The sequence below is a fragment of the Paenibacillus baekrokdamisoli genome, assembly GCF_003945345.1.
Lineage (GTDB): Bacteria > Bacillota > Bacilli > Paenibacillales > Paenibacillaceae > Paenibacillus_Z > Paenibacillus_Z baekrokdamisoli.
The window spans coordinates 5,049,713-5,070,090 of sequence record NZ_AP019308.1 but is presented as its reverse complement, the minus strand read 5'-3'; the positions used below and the strand labels follow the sequence as shown (position 1 = coordinate 5,070,090).

The following is a 20,378-nucleotide window of genomic DNA, read 5'->3' as shown; positions in this document are numbered from 1 at the left end:
TTAAGCTTATGCTTACGAAGTAGTTTTGCTCACGCAAAACTTGAGTTTATGCTTACGAAGTAGTTTTGCTCACGCAAAACTTGAGTTTATGCTTACGAAGTAGTTTTGCTCACGCAAAACTTGTAGGAGGAGCATTATGAATCTAGTATACGCAGATGAACAAGGCAACTTATTTGATCATCCGGATTGGCTTGCTCTTGGACGAAGCGGCGATATGATCGTCGAGCTGATGGAGGATGAGCTTATTCCACTGCCTGAAGGGGCGACGTTGGTGGGTTTGCCTTTTACTCGGCCGATTGGTATACATGCAGCCTCAGGCGAAATGCGGCCTCTACCTGGTGATGTACAGGCAGTTGGCGCTTTATTGCCACAAGGGTTTACCCGTCTTTGTATTCCAAGTTATGTCAAGACGGATAAGACACAGAAGCTGCCGTTATTCGGTTACTCTGCAGTCGTTTGGAAAGAGGATGGTTTCTATGTAGCGGCTCACAAAAGCGATGATCCGGAGAGATGGAATCCGCTTAATTGTGACCCGAAGGAACTGAACCTTCAAGTTGATCGCTTATTGAACAAATATCCGGAGAACCGGTTATATAAACATCTTTCTAACTGTGCGCTTGGGTATGAGTGCTTAACCGCATCGAATACCTTTCTACAGCGTTGGGAGGGTGCAGTCCCTGTTTCCTTCTCCTGTAATGCTGGTTGCTTTGGATGTATCTCTGAGCAGCCTGATGACAGCGGGTTTCCTGCACCGCAGACACGAATGGATTTCAAACCAACTGTGACTGAGCTTGTAGAGATCATGCTTGAGCATCTTAATGCGCCCGATTCGATCATTAGCTTCGGCCAAGGTTGTGAGGGCGAGCCCTCCACACAAGCCAAAATTATTATTGATGCGATGCGTGAAGTGCGCAGCAGGACATCACTCGGCCATATTAATATTAATACGAATGCTGGCTTAACGGATCACATTCGCGGTATTGTTGATGCAGGCCTTAGCTTAATGCGGGTAAGTACGATTAGTGCTTTGGATGACCATTATAATGCCTATTACAAGCCGCGTGGCTATACGCTTGCTAACGTAGAGAAATCAATGCGGTATGCAGCAGATAAAGGTGTATACACTTCTATTAATTATCTTATTTTCCCGGGTGTTTCAGATCGTGAGGAAGAAATTGAAGCCATGCTCGGTTTTGTCAAAAGAACAGGACTGCGCTTTATTCAAATGCGCAATCTGAACATTGATCCCGAGAGCTATTTGGCATTAATTCCAAAGGCACAGGGTGAGATATATGGTATGAAGCAAATGCTGGAGATTTTTGCGGACGAGGTACCAGATGTTGTTATTGGTTCCTACACGCATGTTCCGCCTACGCCCGTGAGATAACAATAATACATTGCAACGGCTAGGCAACACATGATATACTCAAATAGCATGTATTTAACTCTGAGTCCACATGTTGATTCAGGGCAGAAAAAGAGGTGAACGCAATGAAACAAGGTATTCATCCGACATACCACATCACTACGGTTACTTGCGCTTGTGGCAACACTTTCGAGTCTGGTTCCATTAAACAGAACCTTCGCGTAGAGGTTTGCTCCCAATGCCACCCATTCTACACGGGTAAGCAAAAGTTCCTAGATGCTGGCGGCCGCGTCGACAAATTCAAAAAGAAATACGGTATCTAAGTTTAATAAACCCTTTCTGCTACAAATTGGCAGAATACAAGAACCTCCCACAGCCATCCTAATGGTTAAGGGAGGTTTTTTTATGGACATAAATCAACAGCGATTGCGAAGGAAGCTCCTTTTGACTGCACTATCTGTGCTTGCTGCAATCTCACTTTCTGCCTGTGGCGGTAATAAAGACAGTACGAACAATTACAATACCAATTCATACGGAAATGATGGATATTTGGGTTTGTCTAACAGCAACCCTCATCTGCCTAACCGTAACGGACAATTTTTGAATTATGATTCCGATGGTAAGTTCGCGCAGCAGCAGCTTAAAAAGGTTGATGGTATTGCTAAGGCTACGATGATGTTTCAAGGGCCCAATCTATACGTAACCATTAAACCGAAGCCGGGCTATGATGAAGCGAAAGTTCGATCCAAGGCTATTTCAACGCTTCGATACAACATGCCAAGATATACGGTTCATGTGAATTCAATTCGGTGAAATATATCCAGTTGCACTTTGCAGCAGAAAAAGCTATACTTATTTCTGCCGTGCTAGACGGGGAGGTAGCGGTGCCCTGTAACTCGCAATCCGCTGTAGCGAGGTTGAATTCCTATTCGAGGTTATGTTCATGCGAGGCTGGTCTTTATGAACAGTGTTGACGGACGGGTCCTCCGCAATGGGCGCTTGTGAACGGGTCAGGTCCGGAAGGAAGCAGCCATAAGCAGGTACGCTCATGTGCCGGAGGAGTGCCTGACCTGAGCTGGAATTAAAGTTTCCGCTTGTGTGGCATATATCGGAGATAGGTGCACGGTACTATAACTTAATAAACAACAGATGAACATCCATTACGACTCCGAGAAGAGTCTAATTGGATGTTTTTTTCATTTCTGGCAGGATTATTATATTTTTGGCGCGAAAGAAGTAGGAACGGTTTTAATGAAGAGGAGATCGCTATGTACGAAATACCACCAGCATCAGCTGTACAGCTAAGTCTTCAACAAATTAACGCTTATTCCGAACACCTTCCGGGCACCATGATTCTTGCCATAGATGAGAGATCAATCATGATTCAATGTAACGAATTGTTTCTGAAGGGAACTGGTTATGTCATCTATGAAATTCTTCAGCAACCCTTACGAGTACTAACGAATAGTCCATTATTTAATGGAGTTAGTTTAGAGACAGCCCATACAAGGGGAACGCTGGATCAACGCTTACAGGAGTCTTTTGCCATTCTACTTAACAAAGCAGATGGAGATCGGCTGCCTGTATCGGTTATGCCCATTCCTCTTCAGACAGGGGCCGGTAAGGTTTATTTATTACTTATTCGTAGTGAAGAGCTGGCGCGAGGCGGCGCCAATCTCGTTCAGCGGTTTGGTGAAACGATATTCCATGATGACTATATGGGCGTTATTCTCCTTGACTCCGATAAAACGAACGTCATTGATATTAACCCGCTTGCTTGTCAGTTGCTCGGCGTTTCTAAGGCAATGATCATGAATGGGCCAATAGTTAAGTTCTTTATTAATGCTCCGAATGAATATAGGATCATTTGCGAATCATTAGCGAATGGGAAGCCCGTACGTAATTATCCGTTAACCTGGGCTCTGCAGGAGGGGCAAACAGAACTGCTTATGGATATCGGCTTGCTGCATAGTCCGTCGGGCGAAACGGAAGGTGCCTACATTATTTTCAAAGATGTTACCAACCTTCGTTCTTTGGAAAAACAAGTCCAGCGAAGTGATAGACTCTCGATGATTGGACAAGTGGCTGCTGGTGCAGCTCATGAGATTCGTAACCCGCTCACGGCTATCAGGGGATTTTTACAAATTTTCCGCAAAACGACGATCGATCGCGGAATGAATAAAGAAACTGAGTATACGGAAATCATGCTAACTGAGTTAGATCGAATTAATAATCTTGTAGGTGAATTCCTCATGCTGAGCAAGCCTCGGGAGACGAAGAATGAGTGGATCGATATGGATGCTGTGCTGCGTGAGATCATGCCTATGATAGCTAGTGAAGCGCTTCTGAATGGGATTACTGTTAACTGGGGTATGGAGACGAAGCTGCCACTGGTTATGGCTGATCGGGAGCTGCTGAAGCAAGTATTCCTCAATATTTGCAAGAACGGAATCGAAGCGATGAGCAAGGGAGGGACATTGACGGTAAAAAGCCATATAAGCGAGGAAAGCGAAGGGCGGAAACTCTTTATTGATATGGAGGATACCGGACCAGGTATCCCCAATGCTATGCTGGACAAGATCTTCGATCCGTTTGTAACGACCAAGACGAACGGAACAGGCCTAGGCTTATCTGTCTGCCAGCGGATTATGCATGATTTTGGAGGGCTAATTCGTGCGACTACCACGGAGAATGGTGCATGCTTTACCGCGATCCTTCCTTGTTGACAGGACATCTTGTATACCACTCAGGATTAATTATGGTTTATAATTAGATGGCGTATACGGAGAAAAGAAACGTATTGAACCTTTAAAAGGGGGATAAACGAGTTTCTTCTTGGGAACGTCATCGTGTATAATAAGAGAACAGGGTCAGCCCCATAGATGTCAGACGAGCCGAAAGGAACGGTCCTCGTGTCCCATATTGCATTATATAGAGCCTGGCGTCCGCAGACGTTCCAGGATATGGTCGGCCAACAACATATTGTTCAGACGCTGCAAAATGCCATACGTGAGCAGCGTGTATCCCATGCGTACTTATTCAACGGTCCTCGGGGAACTGGGAAAACGACAGCAGCGAAGATTTTAGCAAAAGCGATTAACTGCGAGCGCGGTCCAGCCATTGAGCCATGTAATGAATGTCAGGCTTGCCGTGGAATTACGGCAGGTACAATCATGGATGTTGTCGAAATCGATGCCGCTTCTAATCGAGGTATCGATGAAATACGTGATATAAGAGACAAAGTCCGCTATGCACCTTCTGAAGTGCGTAATAAAGTGTATATTATTGATGAAGTTCATATGCTGACAACAGAAGCGTTTAATGCCTTACTCAAAACGCTCGAAGAACCACCTGGTCACGTCATATTCATATTAGCGACAACAGAGCCGCATAAACTACCAGCAACGATCATCTCGCGCTGTCAGCGCTTTGATTTCAGGCAAGTGTCTTTAACGGAACAGACGGAGCGACTGCGTAAGATCTGTACAGAAGAAGGCATTGAAGCACAGGATGATGCTCTGGCTTACATCGCCAGACTGTCAGATGGCGGTATGCGTGATGCAATAAGCTTGCTTGAGCAGGTATCGGCTTATAGTGGTGAGCGCATAACGCTGAATGAAGCTATAGAAGTAACAGGTGGTCTAGCTGCAGAACAGTTCGAAGAGTTAGCGGAGGCTGTCCGGGAGCGTGATACAGGTGCGATTCTGCCACTTGTGGAAGGACTCATGCAAGCAGGCAAGAGTGCAGACAAATGTCTGGAGAACTTAGTATACTATTTCCGAGACTTGCTTGTGTTGAAGCTAGCGCCGCAAAGCCGGGCTTCGACAGAACGTATTGTCGATCATGAGAAATATCGTTCCATTGCGGAAGCGTTCAGTTCAGAACGGCTGTTTCGAATGATTGATATTTTAAATCAATATCAGCTGGAGATCCGCCATGTTTCGTTACCGCAGACTATCTTAGAAATTGCTCTAATGAAAATATGCTCATTGCCCGAAGACGGTATCCATTCTACTGCCGAGCTAGCGACAGCTGCCCAACCTCAGAATTTTACTGAAGAGGCATCATCGAGCAAAGCTTCTTCAGGGGATTTGCAGCGAATGCAGCAGCGAATTGATTCACTAGAGAAGAAAATCGAACAGTTGATGCGTAATGGACTTCGGGCAGAAGGTGATGCGGGTTCCAGTGCAGCAGATACAACAAGCGGATCTAAAGGTGGAGGACGAGCTGCGGGCTTTGGCTCTGGAGGTGGGACTCGAGCGAGCAATAGTGGAGTCGTTCGTTCCACTGTGAAGCTTGATCCATTCTTGGCTGCCAGAGAGAGTCCGGCAACAGGGCAGATACGTATGAAATGGGCTGACATCTTGCAAAGGGTGAAGAGCCATAACATTTCTACGCACGCTTGGTTTGTTAACGGAGATCTCGTAGCTGCGGCTGATAACACCATTCTAGTGGCTTTCAAAAATGCCATTCATCGTGAGACAACGGAGAAACCGGTAAATCGAGAAGTCATCGAAGCTGTTTTACAGGAGGTATTTGCTAGACCGGTGCACATAGCTACGGTCATGCTTAAAGAATGGCAGACAGCAGCAGAGGCTGGACCGCCTCCTGCGGCCGAGCTGTTAACATTGACTCCCGACGGACAAGGCGGCCCGCCGCCGCAGCCGGAATGGGTTGAAGAAGCGGTGAAGCTGTTTGGGGAAGATCTCGTCATTGTAGAAGATAACTAAAACCAACTAAATTCAAGGAGTGACTTACCAATGAATAACATGAACCAAATGATGAAGCAAGTAAAGAAAATGCAGGAGCAAATGCTTAAAGCACAAGAAGAACTGGGTACCAAAACAATCGAGGGATCTGCTGGCGGCGGAGTTGTTACTGTTGTTGTTAACGGTCATAAGAACGTGCAAAGCATTGTCATTAAGCCGGAAGCCGTTGATCCGGAGGATATTGAAATGCTGCAGGATTTGATCCTAACTGCTGTTAATGATGCCATTAACAAGGCGGATGAGGTTGCTAATAAAGATATGGGCAAATATACGAATGGTATGAAAATTCCAGGCTTATTCTAGAGACTGGGAACGGAAGAGTATAGCCTAACTATAACGATTATGGTAATTGAATTGCCATATATCATCTTGATGGTTTGATGTAGAGGAGTTGCGCCTTGTATTACCCTGAACCGATAGCCAAACTAATAGATGCCTTTAGTCGCTTGCCGGGCATCGGTCCCAAAACGGCAGCGAGGCTTGCGTTTCACGTGCTGAAGATGAAAGAGGACGACGTTATCGATTTTGCTAAAGCGCTCGTCAGTGTGAAACGCAACCTTCACTTTTGTTCCGTTTGCTGTAACATCACAGACATTGATCCTTGCCGGATCTGTCAGGATAAGTCAAGGGACAATTCCGTTATCTGCGTTGTGCAGGAATCGCGAGACTTAGTAGCAATGGAACGGACAAAAGAGTTCCAAGGTCAATATCATGTACTTCAAGGTGCGATCTCGCCAATGGAAGGTATCGGGCCAGATGAAATTCGCATTGCTGAACTTCTCAGAAGACTTAGTGATGAACGTATCCAGGAGATGATTCTGGCAACGAACCCGAATATTGAGGGCGAAGCAACCGCGATGTACTTGTCTAGACTCGTCAGGCCTTTCGGTATTAAAGTGACGCGTATAGCGCATGGACTGCCGGTTGGTGGCGACCTGGAGTATGCTGATGAAGTGACTCTATCCAAAGCATTGGAAGGCAGAAGAGAGCTTAGTTAATAAGATTTGATCAGCCCTGTGGGTTTTAACCCGCAGGGCTTTTTCTGTCTTTCCTTCATATATTCGTTCTATTTCTCGGAGTTTTTCATAAATTTGTACTACATGTTCTTGGTGCGTACGTGCAAAGGACAAGCCGAGGAGGAGTGAGTTAAATGTGGAGAAGCTTTAGGTATGGCGGTAAGAAGAAGGCCTCTGACAATAGTAATAATTTGAAGGACATGCTCGATCTATATAATGAAATCCTTGTAGCTAAAAGAGATTGGGACAACGCTTTAAGGCATTTCGAGTATGCACTTGGAAAAGATCAGATTGATTATGCGATCTTTGCCATCGAAGCAGCAGAAAAACGATACGAAATGCTGCTCCGCAAAGCGAAGGTGCTGCAGGGAGATTCCTCGCAGTGGTCAAGTATGATTAACTGCCGTTTAAGGGGGGATGTTGTATGAAGCTAATTTGGGTAGTTCTATTGATAGGGTCATTGACAATGCTTGCAGCTGTTATGCTCAGGAACAAACTGTCATGGCGGTGGATAACACGATTCATGCTTCATCTTATAACTGCTGCTGTTGCGTTATATTTACTTAACTACTCCGGCATTACGAAAGGATTCGAAGTCCCCCTTAATCCAACAACGATAGGTACAGTCGTACTCCTTGGACTACCAGGTATTGCATTGGTGCTGAGTCTACAGCGAGTGCTATTCTAGAGAAGGGGGAAGGAATCGTACTAATATCTTGAATACACTTGACCTTGGTAGGATCTATATGTTAAATTAGGTCTCGCGTCACATGAGGTTCAATCGATTACAGAAAACAAATTTTAAAAAAACACTTGCAATTGATTAGGCGGATGTGATATATTAATCAAGTCGCCGCTGAGACATTGGCGATAAACAAGCAGTAACTTAGCAGTAATTAAACGGTATTTGTTCTTTGAAAACTGAACAATGAGCGACCTGTCATAAAGGTTTTAAAAGCTAGCAAAAGCTTGAGCAATTAAGCTTCTGTAACGCCGAAATCCTTCGGGATGGAAGCATTGGAGTTTCAGTCACCTCGGTGACAAAGAACTTCTATTATGGAGAGTTTGATCCTGGCTCAGGACGAACGCTGGCGGCGTGCCTAATACATGCAAGTCGAGCGGATTTAAGAGGAAGCTTGCTTCCGATTAAATTAGCGGCGGACGGGTGAGTAACACGTAGGCAACCTGCCTACAAGATCGGGATAACATTCGGAAACGAATGCTAATACCGGATACACAATTTGGCTGCATGGCCGAATTGGGAAAGGCGGAGCAATCTGCCGCTTGTAGATGGGCCTGCGGCGCATTAGCTAGTTGGTGAGGTAACGGCTCACCAAGGCGACGATGCGTAGCCGACCTGAGAGGGTGATCGGCCACACTGGGACTGAGACACGGCCCAGACTCCTACGGGAGGCAGCAGTAGGGAATCTTCCGCAATGGACGAAAGTCTGACGGAGCAACGCCGCGTGAGTGATGAAGGTTCTCGGATCGTAAAGCTCTGTTGCCAGGGAAGAACAGCGAGGAGAGTAACTGCTCCTCGTGTGACGGTACCTGAGAAGAAAGCCCCGGCTAACTACGTGCCAGCAGCCGCGGTAATACGTAGGGGGCAAGCGTTGTCCGGAATTATTGGGCGTAAAGCGCGCGCAGGCGGCCTTGTAAGTCTAGTGTTTAATCTCGGAGCTCAACTCCGATTCGCACTGGAAACTGCAAAGCTTGAGTACAGAAGAGGAAAGTGGAATTCCACGTGTAGCGGTGAAATGCGTAGAGATGTGGAGGAACACCAGTGGCGAAGGCGACTTTCTGGGCTGTAACTGACGCTGAGGCGCGAAAGCGTGGGGAGCAAACAGGATTAGATACCCTGGTAGTCCACGCCGTAAACGATGAATGCTAGGTGTTAGGGGTTTCAATACCCTTGGTGCCGAAGTTAACACATTAAGCATTCCGCCTGGGGAGTACGCTCGCAAGAGTGAAACTCAAAGGAATTGACGGGGACCCGCACAAGCAGTGGAGTATGTGGTTTAATTCGAAGCAACGCGAAGAACCTTACCAGCTCTTGACATCCCGATGTAAGCATTAGAGATAGTGCCCCTCTTCGGAGCATCGGAGACAGGTGGTGCATGGTTGTCGTCAGCTCGTGTCGTGAGATGTTGGGTTAAGTCCCGCAACGAGCGCAACCCTTGATCTTAGTTGCCAGCAGGTTAAGCTGGGCACTCTAAGGTGACTGCCGGTGACAAACCGGAGGAAGGTGGGGATGACGTCAAATCATCATGCCCCTTATGAGCTGGGCTACACACGTACTACAATGGCCGGTACAACGGGCAGCGATACCGCGAGGTGGAGCGAATCCTTAAAAGCCGGTCTCAGTTCGGATTGCAGGCTGCAACTCGCCTGCATGAAGTCGGAATTGCTAGTAATCGCGGATCAGCATGCCGCGGTGAATACGTTCCCGGGTCTTGTACACACCGCCCGTCACACCACGAGAGTTTACAACACCCGAAGTCGGTGGGGTAACCCGCAAGGGAGCCAGCCGCCGAAGGTGGGGTAGATGATTGGGGTGAAGTCGTAACAAGGTAGCCGTATCGGAAGGTGCGGCTGGATCACCTCCTTTCTAAGGAATTACCTAGCCCCGTAGAGGGTTAGATACTTGACAGGTATCGCTCATGTTCAGTTTTGAAAGAGCAAGTCTCTTTCAAAGTTAAGCCATTGAGGTGAAGGTTCTGTAGGTTGGAACATTCATCGAAATTAAAGATCGATGGCCTTTAGCTCAGCTGGTTAGAGCGCACCCCTGATAAGGGTGAGGTCGGTGGTTCGAGTCCACTAAGGCCAACCATTTAACTTCACATGGGGCCATAGCTCAGCTGGGAGAGCGCCTGCCTTGCAAGCAGGAGGTCAGCGGTTCGATCCCGCTTGGCTCCACCAATATCGCAGCAGAACTACGCGATGTTGAATGAAATGTATAATTTGCCGATAAGAAACAATTGGATTCTCAATTGTAATCTTTACAGGTGATTGCACCTTGAAAACTGGATATGAAATTTGCGAAATAAACTCTTAGCTGAGTTAACTGGCAATAAGTACTGTAGTTGGTTTTGAACTTAAAACTTCGTTTTGAGCGACATTCAAACTAACAATGTTTATTGTAGCGTAGGTTTTGAGCGTTTGAGCGACTTTGGTACGCAGTACCACGGGAGCACAAAGGCCAAAACCGGAGCATTTGGTTAAGCTAGTAAGAGCGCACGGAGGATGCCTAGGCGCTAGGAGCCGATGAAGGACGTGGCGAACAACGAAATGCCTCGGGGAGCCGTAAGCAGGCTTTGATCCGGGGATGTCCGAATGGGGAAACCCAGCTGTGGTAATGCACAGTTACTTATCACTGAATACATAGGTGATACAGAGGCATACCAGGGGAACTGAAACATCTAAGTACCCTGAGGAAGAGAAAACAATAGTGATTCCGTCAGTAGCGGCGAGCGAACGCGGATTAGCCCAAACCAAGGAGCTTGCTCCTTGGGGTTGTGGGACGTCTCACATGGAGTTACAAAGGTGCCGGTTAAACGAAGAGGTCTGGAAAGGCCCGCCAAAGAAGGTAAAAGCCCTGTAGTTGAAAGTCGACACTCTCCGAGACGGATCCCGAGTACCGCGAGACACGTGAAACCTCGTGGGAATCCGGCAGGACCATCTGCCAAGGCTAAATACTCCCTAGCGACCGATAGTGAAGCAGTACCGTGAGGGAAAGGTGAAAAGCACCGCGGAAGCGGAGTGAAAAAGAACCTGAAACCGTGCGCTTACAAAAAGTCAGAGCCCGTTATAGGGGTGATGGCGTGCCTTTTGTAGAATGAACCGGCGAGTTACGTTCCCATGCAAGGTTAAGGTGAAGAGCCGGAGCCGCAGCGAAAGCGAGTCTGAATAGGGCGACATAGTATGTGGACGTAGACCCGAAACCGTGTGATCTACCCCTGTCCAGGGTGAAGGTGCGGTAACACGCACTGGAGGCCCGAACCCACGCATGTTGAAAAATGCGGGGATGAGGTGGGGGTAGCGGAGAAATTCCAATCGAACTCGGAGATAGCTGGTTCTCCCCGAAATAGCTTTAGGGCTAGCCTCGGAATTGAGAGTCATGGAGGTAGAGCACTGATTGGGTGCGGGGCCCGCCAAGGGTTACCAAGTCCAGCCAAACTCCGAATGCCATGTACTTATATCCGGGAGTCAGACAGTGAGTGCTAAGATCCATTGTCAAGAGGGAAACAGCCCAGACCATCAGCTAAGGTCCCCAAGTGTGTGTTAAGTGGGAAAGGATGTGGAGTTGCACAGACAACCAGGATGTTGGCTTAGAAGCAGCCACCATTTAAAGAGTGCGTAATAGCTCACTGGTCGAGTGACTCTGCGCCGAAAATGTAACGGGGCTAAACACACCACCGAAGCTATGGATTGATACCTTTGGTATCAGTGGTAGGGGAGCGTTGAATATAGATTGAAGTCAGACCGTAAGGACTGGTGGACCGTATTCAAGTGAGAATGCCGGTATGAGTAACGAAAAGACAAGTGAGAATCTTGTCCGCCGAAAGCCTAAGGGTTCCTGAGGAAGGCTCGTCCGCTCAGGGTAAGTCGGGACCTAAGGCGAGGCCGAAAGGCGTAGTCGAAGGACAACAGGTTGATATTCCTGTACCACCGTAAGCCGTTATGAGCAATGGGGTGACGCAGAAGGATAGTGACGCGAGCTGATGGAATAGCTCGTCCAAGCAGTAAGGCTTGTGTGTAGGCAAATCCGCACACTATAAGGCTGAGCTGTGATGGGGAGGGAAAATTATAGTACCGAAGGTCATGTGTTCCCGCTGCCAAGAAAAGCCTCTAGCCAGGTGAAGGTGCCCGTACCGCAAACCGACACAGGTAGGCGAGCAGAGTATGCTAAGGCGCTCGGAAGAACTCTCGTTAAGGAACTCGGCAAAATGACCTCGTAACTTCGGGAGAAGAGGTGCCTCGGTAGGGTGAATAGCCCGAGGGGGCCGCAGTGAAAAGGCCCAAGCGACTGTTTAGCAAAAACACAGGTCTGTGCGAAGCCGTAAGGCGAAGTATACGGGCTGACGCCTGCCCGGTGCTGGAAGGTTAAGGGGAGTGGTTAGCCGCAAGGCGAAGCTATGAACTGAAGCCCCAGTAAACGGCGGCCGTAACTATAACGGTCCTAAGGTAGCGAAATTCCTTGTCAGGTAAATTCTGACCCGCACGAATGGCGTAACGACTTGGGCGCTGTCTCAACGAGAGATCCGGTGAAATTTTAATACCTGTGAAGATGCAGGTTACCCGCGACAAGACGGAAAGACCCCATGGAGCTTTACTGCAGCTTGATATTGGACTTTGGTACGATCTGTACAGGATAGGTGGGAGCCTAAGAAACCGGAGCGCCAGCTTCGGTGGAGGCACCGTTGGGATACCACCCTGATCGTATCGGAGTTCTAACCTGGTACCGTAATCCGGTACAGGGACCGTGTCAGGTGGGCAGTTTGACTGGGGCGGTCGCCTCCTAAAGAGTAACGGAGGCGCCCAAAGGTTCCCTCAGAATGGTTGGAAATCATTCGTAGCGTGTAAAGGCATAAGGGAGCTTGACTGCGAGACCTACAAGTCGAGCAGGGACGAAAGTCGGGCTTAGTGATCCGGTGGTACCGCATGGAAGGGCCATCGCTCAACGGATAAAAGCTACCCTGGGGATAACAGGCTTATCTCCCCCAAGAGTCCACATCGACGGGGAGGTTTGGCACCTCGATGTCGGCTCATCGCATCCTGGGGCTGAAGTAGGTCCCAAGGGTTGGGCTGTTCGCCCATTAAAGCGGTACGCGAGCTGGGTTCAGAACGTCGTGAGACAGTTCGGTCCCTATCTGTCGTGGGCGTAGGAAATTTGAGAGGAGCTGTCCTTAGTACGAGAGGACCGGGATGGACGCACCGCTGGTGTACCAGTTGTTCCGCCAGGAGCATAGCTGGGTAGCTACGTGCGGACGGGATAAGCGCTGAAAGCATCTAAGCGTGAAGCCCCCCTCAAGATGAGATTTCCCAATTCGTAAGACCCCTAGAAGACGACTAGGTTGATAGGTTCGAGGTGGAAGTGCAGCAATGCATGCAGCTGACGAATACTAATCGGTCGAGGGCTTATCCTACCGCTTCTCACCCTAGGTGAGAGCAAGGCTTCGGGACTTACGTGTAACAGTTAACAAAGCTAAGACAACATTTCGCAAATGTTCGTATCCAGTTTTCAGGGCGTAATTATATTGAAATCGCCGACAAGTGCGGCTCATTAATATATAATGGCACGGCGTTTGGCGACGCCTTTAACCTGACTTACTTGCTGCCCGGCATTGTAAGGACAAGCTTTTCAGGGCAATTCGTGGCGGTGTAGCTCAGTTGGCTAGAGCATTCGGTTCATACCCGGAGGGTCGGGGGTTCGAATCCCTTCGCCGCTACCAACCTAATATGGAGGCTTAGCTCAGCTGGGAGAGCATCTGCCTTACAAGCAGAGGGTCGGCGGTTCGATCCCGTCAGCCTCCACCATAATTACAATTGCGGAGCCGTGGTGTAGTGGCCCAACATGCCTGCCTGTCACGCAGGAGACCGCGGGTTCGAATCCCGTCGGCTCCGCCATTATTTGTAAGGCTCGGTAGCTCAGTCGGTAGAGCAGAGGACTGAAAATCCTCGTGTCGGCGGTTCGATTCCGTCCCGAGCCACCATTTTCCCAAAAGACAGTATTGTCTTTTGAGTGTTTTGTCCGGAGGGCTAGTGAAGTGGCTAAACACGGCAGACTGTAAATCTGCTCTCTTCGAGTTCGGTGGTTCGAATCCATCGCCCTCCACCATTCTTTACACAACCAGAGTCATTAGCTCAGTTGGTAGAGCACCTGACTTTTAATCAGGGTGTCGTAGGTTCGAATCCTACATGACTCACCATTTTGTGAAATTTCAAACCTATGGACACTACTGTCCATAGGTTTTTTTGATTTCTTTTGACAATGAAACGTGTGCCTCAAATACTGGGGGGCCACATTTATCAATTGTCCTGTTGATGCTGCTAGGCTGAAATCAGAAACAATGTATGATACAATGTGCTACAAGAAGACAAGATCTACATCATTTTACAGTTGCAAGTTAAGCATTGTTTACAGAAAAAGCAGCGTTTCAGCGCTGACAGGATAGGGGCAAGACGATGAGCGAAGCAAAATGGTTGGTGCAATTGCAAGCAGTTCTTGATTGCCCGGTCCGTCAACTTCAGCTTTCTCTTCAAACGTGGGAATTCCATAAGGATGAAATCAAACGCATATCGGGTGTAGAACCTAGGAAATTGAATACGGTTTCTACAGGTGATTATGTTGTGTTACCGACCGGGCCGCTTTGGTTTGCTCTGCATGGAGATCAACATACTGTTAATGTCCTTGAGGTAGAACGTGGGCAGCTCACAGAGATGGAAATTCGTTTGATTGGATGGACGTTGTCACAAATGCGTTCGGCAGGCGTGGAGAGTTATGACGGCTATTCGGAAAGTGAGAGATATGCAAGGGAATTGGGTTCTTGGATTTCGGAGCAGTTGGACTCCAATGATCTTCAGCAATCCTTACCTGATCGACTTCGAACTAAAGGAAGATTGTTTTCAAGCATGATTCCATTTTTACTCGTCTGTGAACAAGCGGAATCAGGCCGCTCTAGCTATGGCGAACTTGAGAAATTACTGAAGACCTTTCTAGCGGAGGAAGTTATTATTATTCCTTTGAAGGAACAAGAGTGGCTTATTCTGGGTCCTCAATCACTTATTCACGATGCTCAGTTAGAGGAACGAGATGAGGAATCAGAAGAATCAGTTGAGGAAAGTCTTGCGTCAATCGCTTTAGGTCTGCATGAAATGTTAGCAAGTGAATGGATCGGTGACTGCCACTTGGCTGTGTCACAACCAATTTCACCTGTAAATTCAATTATTAGTGTAACAGCGCTCCTTCGCGAAACTGTGCAGCTAGGAAGGGCGTTCCATGTCGGATCAAATATCCATTTGCCTTGGCTGCTTCATTTAGAACGACTGCTTAGTACCATTCCTGAGATGCAGCGTCTTCGATTTGTTGAACAAGCTTTGAAGAGAACGGATGTGTTTTTGGAGCCGGAAATTCTAACGACACTTGAGACGTTTTTTGGGTTGGATTGCAACGTGAGTGAGACAGCAAAAAAACTTTATATCCATCGGAATACGTTATTATATCGTCTTGATAAGCTAAAGCAGGAGACCGAATTGGATGTTCGACAATTCCGTGATGCGGTACTCGTCAAAATTATTTTGCTATTGTACAAAGTGACGAAAAGGAAGTAGTTTTTTTGTAAAGTATGTGCATAGTCATCTAGGCAGCACTAATATAAGATAGTATTAAGAAGTAAAGCAGAAGAACAATATTCGTATAGGGGGAAATACAAATGGCAGGTGTACGCTTAGAGCATGTTTACAAAAAATACGCGGGTACTGATCTCGCTTCCGTAAAAGATTTCAGCCTCGACATTAAAGACAAAGAATTTTTGGTTCTTGTCGGTCCATCAGGTTGCGGTAAATCCACAACGCTACGTATGATCGCAGGTTTGGAAGAAATCTCTGAGGGTAAACTGTTCATCGGTGAGCGTCTTGTTAATGACGTAGCTCCGAAAGACCGCGACATTGCAATGGTATTCCAATCTTACGCTTTGTACCCACATATGAACGTATATCAAAATATGGCATTTGGTCTTAAACTTCGTAAATTCAAAAAAGCGGAAATCGACAAACGTGTTCGTGAAGCCGCTAAAATTCTTGATATTGAGCATTTGCTAGACCGTAAACCTAAAGCGTTGTCCGGTGGTCAACGTCAGCGTGTTGCCCTAGGCCGTGCGATCGTTCGTGAACCGCAAGTATTCTTAATGGATGAGCCGCTTTCCAACTTGGATGCTAAACTTCGTGGACAAATGCGTGCTGAAATTTCCAAGCTTGCTAAACGTCTAGAAACAACTGTTATTTACGTAACGCATGACCAAATCGAAGCAATGACAATGGGTGACCGTATCGTCGTTATGAAAGACGGTATCATTCAACAAGCAGCTTCACCGGAAGAGCTTTACAACCACCCAGTAAACATTTTCGTAGCAGGCTTCATCGGTGCTCCTTCCATGAACTTTATTACAGGTACGCTGTCTGAAACAAGTGGAGTAGTACGATTCAAAGCAAATAACGTTGATGTTCTTGTACCAGCGGGTAAAGCACAACTACTTCGCGAAAAAGGTCTTGTTGGCAAAGAAATCATTCTTGGTATTCGTCCGGAAGATTTCCACGAAGAGCCAATATTCCACGAAGCTTCACCACAAACGATCGTTAACGCGCACGTTGAAGTTTCGGAGAACCTTGGACATGAAATGTACTTGTACCTAACCGGTCTTGGCAAGGATACAGTTATCGCTCGTCTTGATGGCCGTTCAGGTGTTAAAGAAGGTACAAATGTGAAGCTAGCCCTCGATATGAACAAAGTTCATATCTTCGACAAAGAGAGCGAACTGAACGTATTTGAAGTTTAATTCATAGGCACTAGCCTTTTGTAACAGCCGCCCGTACATTGGGCGGCTGTTTTTAATTTCAAAATAGAAGACGAATCGGCAGAGACGTTGATTTTGGTGCTTAATTCCTATACGATGAGTACATTGGAAAAATTGAAAGATAGTAGTGGAAATTATAGCTGATGACGATTTGGAGGAGGCCTTGCAATGCCTAAAAAAGTAAGGGTGTCCGAGCTTGTCGGACAGTTTCAGCTTGAAATATTGAGCGGCGAAGATGGTTTGCGTCGGAATATTACGGTTGATGATTTATCACGACCAGGTCTTGAGATGGCAGGATATTTTCATTATTATCCAAAAGAGCGTGTACAGATTCTCGGAAAAACAGAGCTTACTTTCATGGAGACGCTAAGCAAAGAGGAACGAATAGATCGGATCGAGCGGTTATGCGATGATGAGACACCTTGTTTTATAATTACGCGTGGTCTAGAAGCACCACAGGAGCTTGTTGACCAATCTAACCTGAAGAAGATTCCGGTGCTGCGCAGTAACGCAGCGACGACGATTTTTCTTAGCCGAATAACGAACTTTTTGGAGCGTAAGCTTGCTCCTTCCGCGACGATTCATGGCGTTCTCGTTGATATCTATGGTGTGGGTATCCTCATTACAGGGGGCAGCGGCATTGGTAAGAGTGAGACAGCGCTAGAGCTTGTCAAACGCAGTCATCGACTTGTTGCGGATGATGCGGTTGAGATTCGCCAAACCTCGGATGGACAATTACATGGAAGTGCACCTGAACTTATTCGTCATCTGTTAGAAATTCGCGGTCTAGGTATTATCAATGTTATGACCTTATTCGGTGCGGGTGCGGTTCGGACCATGAAACGGATTAGCGTTGTCATTAAGCTGGAAAATTGGCAGGCAGATAAGCAATATGATCGACTTGGCCTTGATGAAGAGACGACGCGAATTATTGATACGGATGTACCTCTTGTGACTGTTCCTGTTCGCCCTGGACGAAACTTGGCTGTAATTATTGAGGTTGCTGCGATGAACTTCAGGCTCAAACGGATGGGCTATAATGCTGCCCTGCAATTCACGAATAAGCTGACTGAAACGATTGCAGATGACTCGGATGATTTTGATTGACGATACGGGATCAAGATTTGGTGGAAAATAAAGGGATCAAAGATTTTTTATTGGAAGATAAATTGAACTTAAGGGTCGAATCTAGCCGAGCTCAGCCCGAGCAGCTGCAAGGGAAGAGTGTATATTGATAAAAGGAGCCATTGACACATGTATGGATTACGTTTAGAGTCGATTGCATTCTCGCTAGGCCCAATTTCTGTTCATTGGTATGGAATCATCCTAGGGACTGCCGCGCTCCTTGGATTGCTGCTTGCTGTACAGGAGGGTAAGCGATTTGGGTTGTCGGCGGACTTTTTTATGGATTTGGTGCTGTTTGGCGTACCATCAGCTATTATTGGAGCGAGAATATACTTTGTCGCTTTTAAATGGGATGAATATAAAGACCATCTAGTTGATGTATTCAAAATTTGGAATGGTGGCATAGCTATATATGGTGCCTTGATCGGTGCTTTTATTTGTGGCTATATCTATTCTCGGATAAAGGGATACAGCCTATGGCGAATTGCGGATATTTGCGCGCCCGGTCTCATTGTTGGCCAATTAATTGGTCGATGGGGTAACTTCGTCAATCAGGAAGCCTATGGCGGACCTGTTGAAGAGAGTTTCCTGCGCAATACGCTTCATCTTCCTAGCTGGATTGTTAATCAAATGAATGTTGAAGGGGTTTTTCATCACCCCACTTTCTTATATGAATCGTTATGGAATTTGGTTGGTTTAATTGTACTGCTCGTGCTTCGTCGCCGTTCTTTTGTACGTGTGGGGGAAATATTGCTGTCGTATTTTATCTGGTACTCCATCGGCCGTTTCTTCATCGAAGGTCTGAGAACGGATAGTCTCGCTTTCCAAGGCGCTTCATGGGTGGAGTCATTGATGAATGGACTGTGGTCGCCGATGACGATCGTATTCGAGCATGGTTATTTGAACCCAGCTGAAGGGAACGTTCGAATCTCGCAGCTCATCTCAGTAGTACTTATTATTGTGGCGGTTACACTTATCATTGTACGTCGTAAGAACGGAGCAGCTAAAGAGCATTATTCGGACCCGATTATTAATTATAAAACGGGACTACCTGCAGGTGTCCAAGCTCCAGAGAAGACCGCCGTTCAGACAAGCGAAACCGCTCGTGCAAAGATTGATCCTCCTCAAGACGCAGATTCATCAATGAAGGAGTAAGAGTGCAAGATGACAACGAAGATTAGAACCGTACTGTTTGATTTGGATGGCACGATTATGGACACTAATGAGCTTATCATTCAATCCTTTATGCATGCGCTGAAGGGTATAGTCCCCTCGGATTTTGGAAGAGAGCATATCATTCCGAGCATGGGGCTGCCTCTGACGGACCAAATGCAGCTATTCTCAGGTATAGAGGATGTTACGGAACTCGTTGCAGCGTATCGTGAAATAAATTTGCGTCTTCATGATGATTATGTGAAAGCCTTCCCTTATGTACAGGAGGTTATGGCGAGACTTCAAGCAGAGGGCATCCAACTGGGTATAGTTACGACCAAAATGAGGCTGACCACAGAACGCGGCCTGCGATATGTGGGCTTGTACGAGTATATCGTGCCAAATGCTATTGTGACGATCGAAGATGTTGCGCATGCGAAGCCTCATCCTGAACCAGTCCAGAAGGCCGTTGATGCTCTAGGCGCTAATCCAGCAGCTACCTTGATGGTGGGTGATAGTGGTGTTGATATTGAGTCTGCCGAAGCCGCAGGTGTAATCTCGGTGGGAGTTGCTTGGTCGCTAAAGGGTGAGGCAAAGCTTCGGGAGAGTGGAGCGCGTCATATTATTCACGATATGCGTGATTTGTACGCCATTGTCGGATTGGAGTAGGGACGCTTGAGGAATGTGGAGCGATATCCAGTCGAAGGGCCTAACGCTCTTTGGCAAATGTATCGAACGGTAAGTCGGTTTAAGGCGGTTCGAAACTTTATTTTCATACAAGTGACTCGCTATTGCCCTTCCTTGCCAGTGAAAAATTGGATTTACCGACACGTTCTTGGGATGAAGGTAGGGTTTCATTCTGCGTTTGCACTTATGGTCATGGTAGATGTTTTTTTCCCAGAGCGTATTGAAGTAGGGGATAACTCTATCATTGGATATAACACGACGATCCTGACGCATGAGTATTTAATTCATGAATATCGCCTAGGGGATGTTCGTATAGGTGCGAATGTGATGATTGGAGCGAATACGACCATTTTACCTGGTGTGACGATTGGGGATGGCGCGATCGTTGCGGCAGGATCTATTGTACATAAGGATGTTCCGGCAGGGGCATTTGTTGGTGGCAACCCGATTAAGGAAATCATTCGTAAGAAGTGAAGAAGGAGGCCCACTCCAGCGTATCGGAGGAAGGGGCCTCCCCTTTTTATTTAGGTCGATAGAAGGCTTAATGGTGCAGGATCATGGTAGGGGTAGAAGTAGTAGTAAAAAGCGATATATTGGATTGACGAATAGAGATACGCATGGTATTATTACGACTAATCCTTTATTTTGGCAGTATGGTAACATGGTAACACGTTAACAAACTAAAGTGTGT

General features: G+C 47.0%; 15 protein-coding genes, 8 tRNA genes, 2 rRNA genes and 1 other RNA gene. All 26 read left to right on the top strand.

What is annotated here, in order from left to right; genetic code table 11:
- Positions 1-136: 136 nt before the first annotated feature.
- The 26 genes from EKN16_RS22305 to EKN16_RS22180 all read left to right on the top strand — a co-directional run bounded on the left by EKN16_RS22305 (position 137) and on the right by EKN16_RS22180 (position 20,161).
- A complete protein-coding gene (locus tag EKN16_RS22305) occupies positions 137-1,387 on the top strand; it encodes a radical SAM family protein (RefSeq protein ID WP_125662380.1) in 1,251 nt (416 codons plus the stop codon).
- A 104-nt stretch (positions 1,388-1,491) separates the two neighbouring features.
- Positions 1,492-1,689 (top strand): 50S ribosomal protein L31, encoded by a 198-nt coding sequence (gene rpmE, locus EKN16_RS22300; protein ID WP_125662376.1) that lies wholly within the window; start codon positions 1,492-1,494, stop codon positions 1,687-1,689.
- Positions 1,690-1,771: 82 nt separating this feature from the next.
- Positions 1,772-2,179: a hypothetical protein gene (locus EKN16_RS22295; protein ID WP_125662373.1), complete on the top strand. Its 408-nt coding sequence runs from the start codon at positions 1,772-1,774 to the stop codon at positions 2,177-2,179.
- A 48-nt stretch (positions 2,180-2,227) separates the two neighbouring features.
- Positions 2,228-2,492: signal recognition particle sRNA large type (ffs, locus tag EKN16_RS22290), an RNA gene on the top strand.
- Positions 2,493-2,634: 142 nt separating this feature from the next.
- Positions 2,635-4,092, top strand: coding sequence for an ATP-binding protein (locus tag EKN16_RS22285; protein ID WP_232015933.1), 1,458 nt, complete (start codon positions 2,635-2,637; stop codon positions 4,090-4,092).
- Positions 4,093-4,278: 186 nt separating this feature from the next.
- Positions 4,279-6,096 (top strand): DNA polymerase III subunit gamma/tau, encoded by a 1,818-nt coding sequence (dnaX, locus tag EKN16_RS22280; RefSeq protein ID WP_125666535.1) that lies wholly within the window; start codon positions 4,279-4,281, stop codon positions 6,094-6,096.
- Positions 6,097-6,126: 30 nt separating this feature from the next.
- Positions 6,127-6,438: a YbaB/EbfC family nucleoid-associated protein gene (locus tag EKN16_RS22275; protein ID WP_125662370.1), complete on the top strand. Its 312-nt coding sequence runs from the start codon at positions 6,127-6,129 to the stop codon at positions 6,436-6,438.
- Between the two features lie 95 nt (positions 6,439-6,533).
- Complete coding sequence (gene recR / locus EKN16_RS22270) at positions 6,534-7,133, top strand: recombination mediator RecR (RefSeq protein WP_125662366.1); 600 nt, start codon at positions 6,534-6,536, stop codon at positions 7,131-7,133.
- A 152-nt stretch (positions 7,134-7,285) separates the two neighbouring features.
- Positions 7,286-7,579: a DUF2508 family protein gene (locus EKN16_RS22265; RefSeq protein ID WP_125662364.1), complete on the top strand. Its 294-nt coding sequence runs from the start codon at positions 7,286-7,288 to the stop codon at positions 7,577-7,579.
- Positions 7,576-7,839: a pro-sigmaK processing inhibitor BofA family protein gene (locus tag EKN16_RS22260; RefSeq protein ID WP_125662361.1), complete on the top strand. Its 264-nt coding sequence runs from the start codon at positions 7,576-7,578 to the stop codon at positions 7,837-7,839. The genes EKN16_RS22265 and EKN16_RS22260 overlap by 4 nt, the downstream gene beginning before the upstream one ends.
- A gap of 365 nt (positions 7,840-8,204) precedes the next feature.
- Positions 8,205-9,759 (top strand): 16S ribosomal RNA (locus tag EKN16_RS22255).
- Between the two features lie 145 nt (positions 9,760-9,904).
- A tRNA-Ile gene (locus EKN16_RS22250) sits at positions 9,905-9,981 on the top strand.
- Positions 9,982-9,994: 13 nt separating this feature from the next.
- Positions 9,995-10,070, top strand: a tRNA-Ala gene (locus EKN16_RS22245).
- A 297-nt stretch (positions 10,071-10,367) separates the two neighbouring features.
- Positions 10,368-13,297: ribosomal RNA gene (locus EKN16_RS22240) — 23S ribosomal RNA — on the top strand.
- The 16S and 23S rRNA genes sit together here with 8 tRNA genes alongside, the layout of an rRNA operon.
- Positions 13,298-13,526: 229 nt before the next feature.
- Positions 13,527-13,603: transfer RNA gene (locus EKN16_RS22235), tRNA-Met, on the top strand.
- A 9-nt stretch (positions 13,604-13,612) separates the two neighbouring features.
- Positions 13,613-13,688, top strand: a tRNA-Val gene (locus EKN16_RS22230).
- Between the two features lie 13 nt (positions 13,689-13,701).
- Positions 13,702-13,778: transfer RNA gene (locus EKN16_RS22225), tRNA-Asp, on the top strand.
- A gap of 10 nt (positions 13,779-13,788) precedes the next feature.
- Positions 13,789-13,864, top strand: a tRNA-Phe gene (locus EKN16_RS22220).
- Between the two features lie 40 nt (positions 13,865-13,904).
- Positions 13,905-13,989, top strand: a tRNA-Tyr gene (locus EKN16_RS22215).
- A gap of 15 nt (positions 13,990-14,004) precedes the next feature.
- Positions 14,005-14,080: transfer RNA gene (locus EKN16_RS22210), tRNA-Lys, on the top strand.
- 256 nt (positions 14,081-14,336) lie between these two features.
- A complete protein-coding gene (locus EKN16_RS22205) occupies positions 14,337-15,482 on the top strand; it encodes a PucR family transcriptional regulator (RefSeq protein ID WP_125662358.1) in 1,146 nt (381 codons plus the stop codon).
- A gap of 101 nt (positions 15,483-15,583) precedes the next feature.
- Entirely contained in the window at positions 15,584-16,705 is a 1,122-nt protein-coding gene (locus tag EKN16_RS22200) for an ABC transporter ATP-binding protein (protein ID WP_125662355.1), read from the top strand.
- A 186-nt stretch (positions 16,706-16,891) separates the two neighbouring features.
- A complete protein-coding gene (gene hprK / locus EKN16_RS22195) occupies positions 16,892-17,830 on the top strand; it encodes an HPr(Ser) kinase/phosphatase (protein WP_125662352.1) in 939 nt (312 codons plus the stop codon).
- A gap of 147 nt (positions 17,831-17,977) precedes the next feature.
- Positions 17,978-19,003 (top strand): prolipoprotein diacylglyceryl transferase, encoded by a 1,026-nt coding sequence (lgt, locus tag EKN16_RS22190; RefSeq protein WP_125662349.1) that lies wholly within the window; start codon positions 17,978-17,980, stop codon positions 19,001-19,003.
- Between the two features lie 9 nt (positions 19,004-19,012).
- On the top strand, positions 19,013-19,669 hold the full coding sequence (ppaX, locus tag EKN16_RS22185; RefSeq protein ID WP_125662346.1) for a pyrophosphatase PpaX: 657 nt from the start codon (positions 19,013-19,015) through the stop codon (positions 19,667-19,669).
- 6 nt (positions 19,670-19,675) lie between these two features.
- Positions 19,676-20,161, top strand: coding sequence for an acyltransferase (locus EKN16_RS22180; protein ID WP_164522947.1), 486 nt, complete (start codon positions 19,676-19,678; stop codon positions 20,159-20,161).
- The last annotated feature ends 217 nt before the right edge of the window (positions 20,162-20,378 follow it).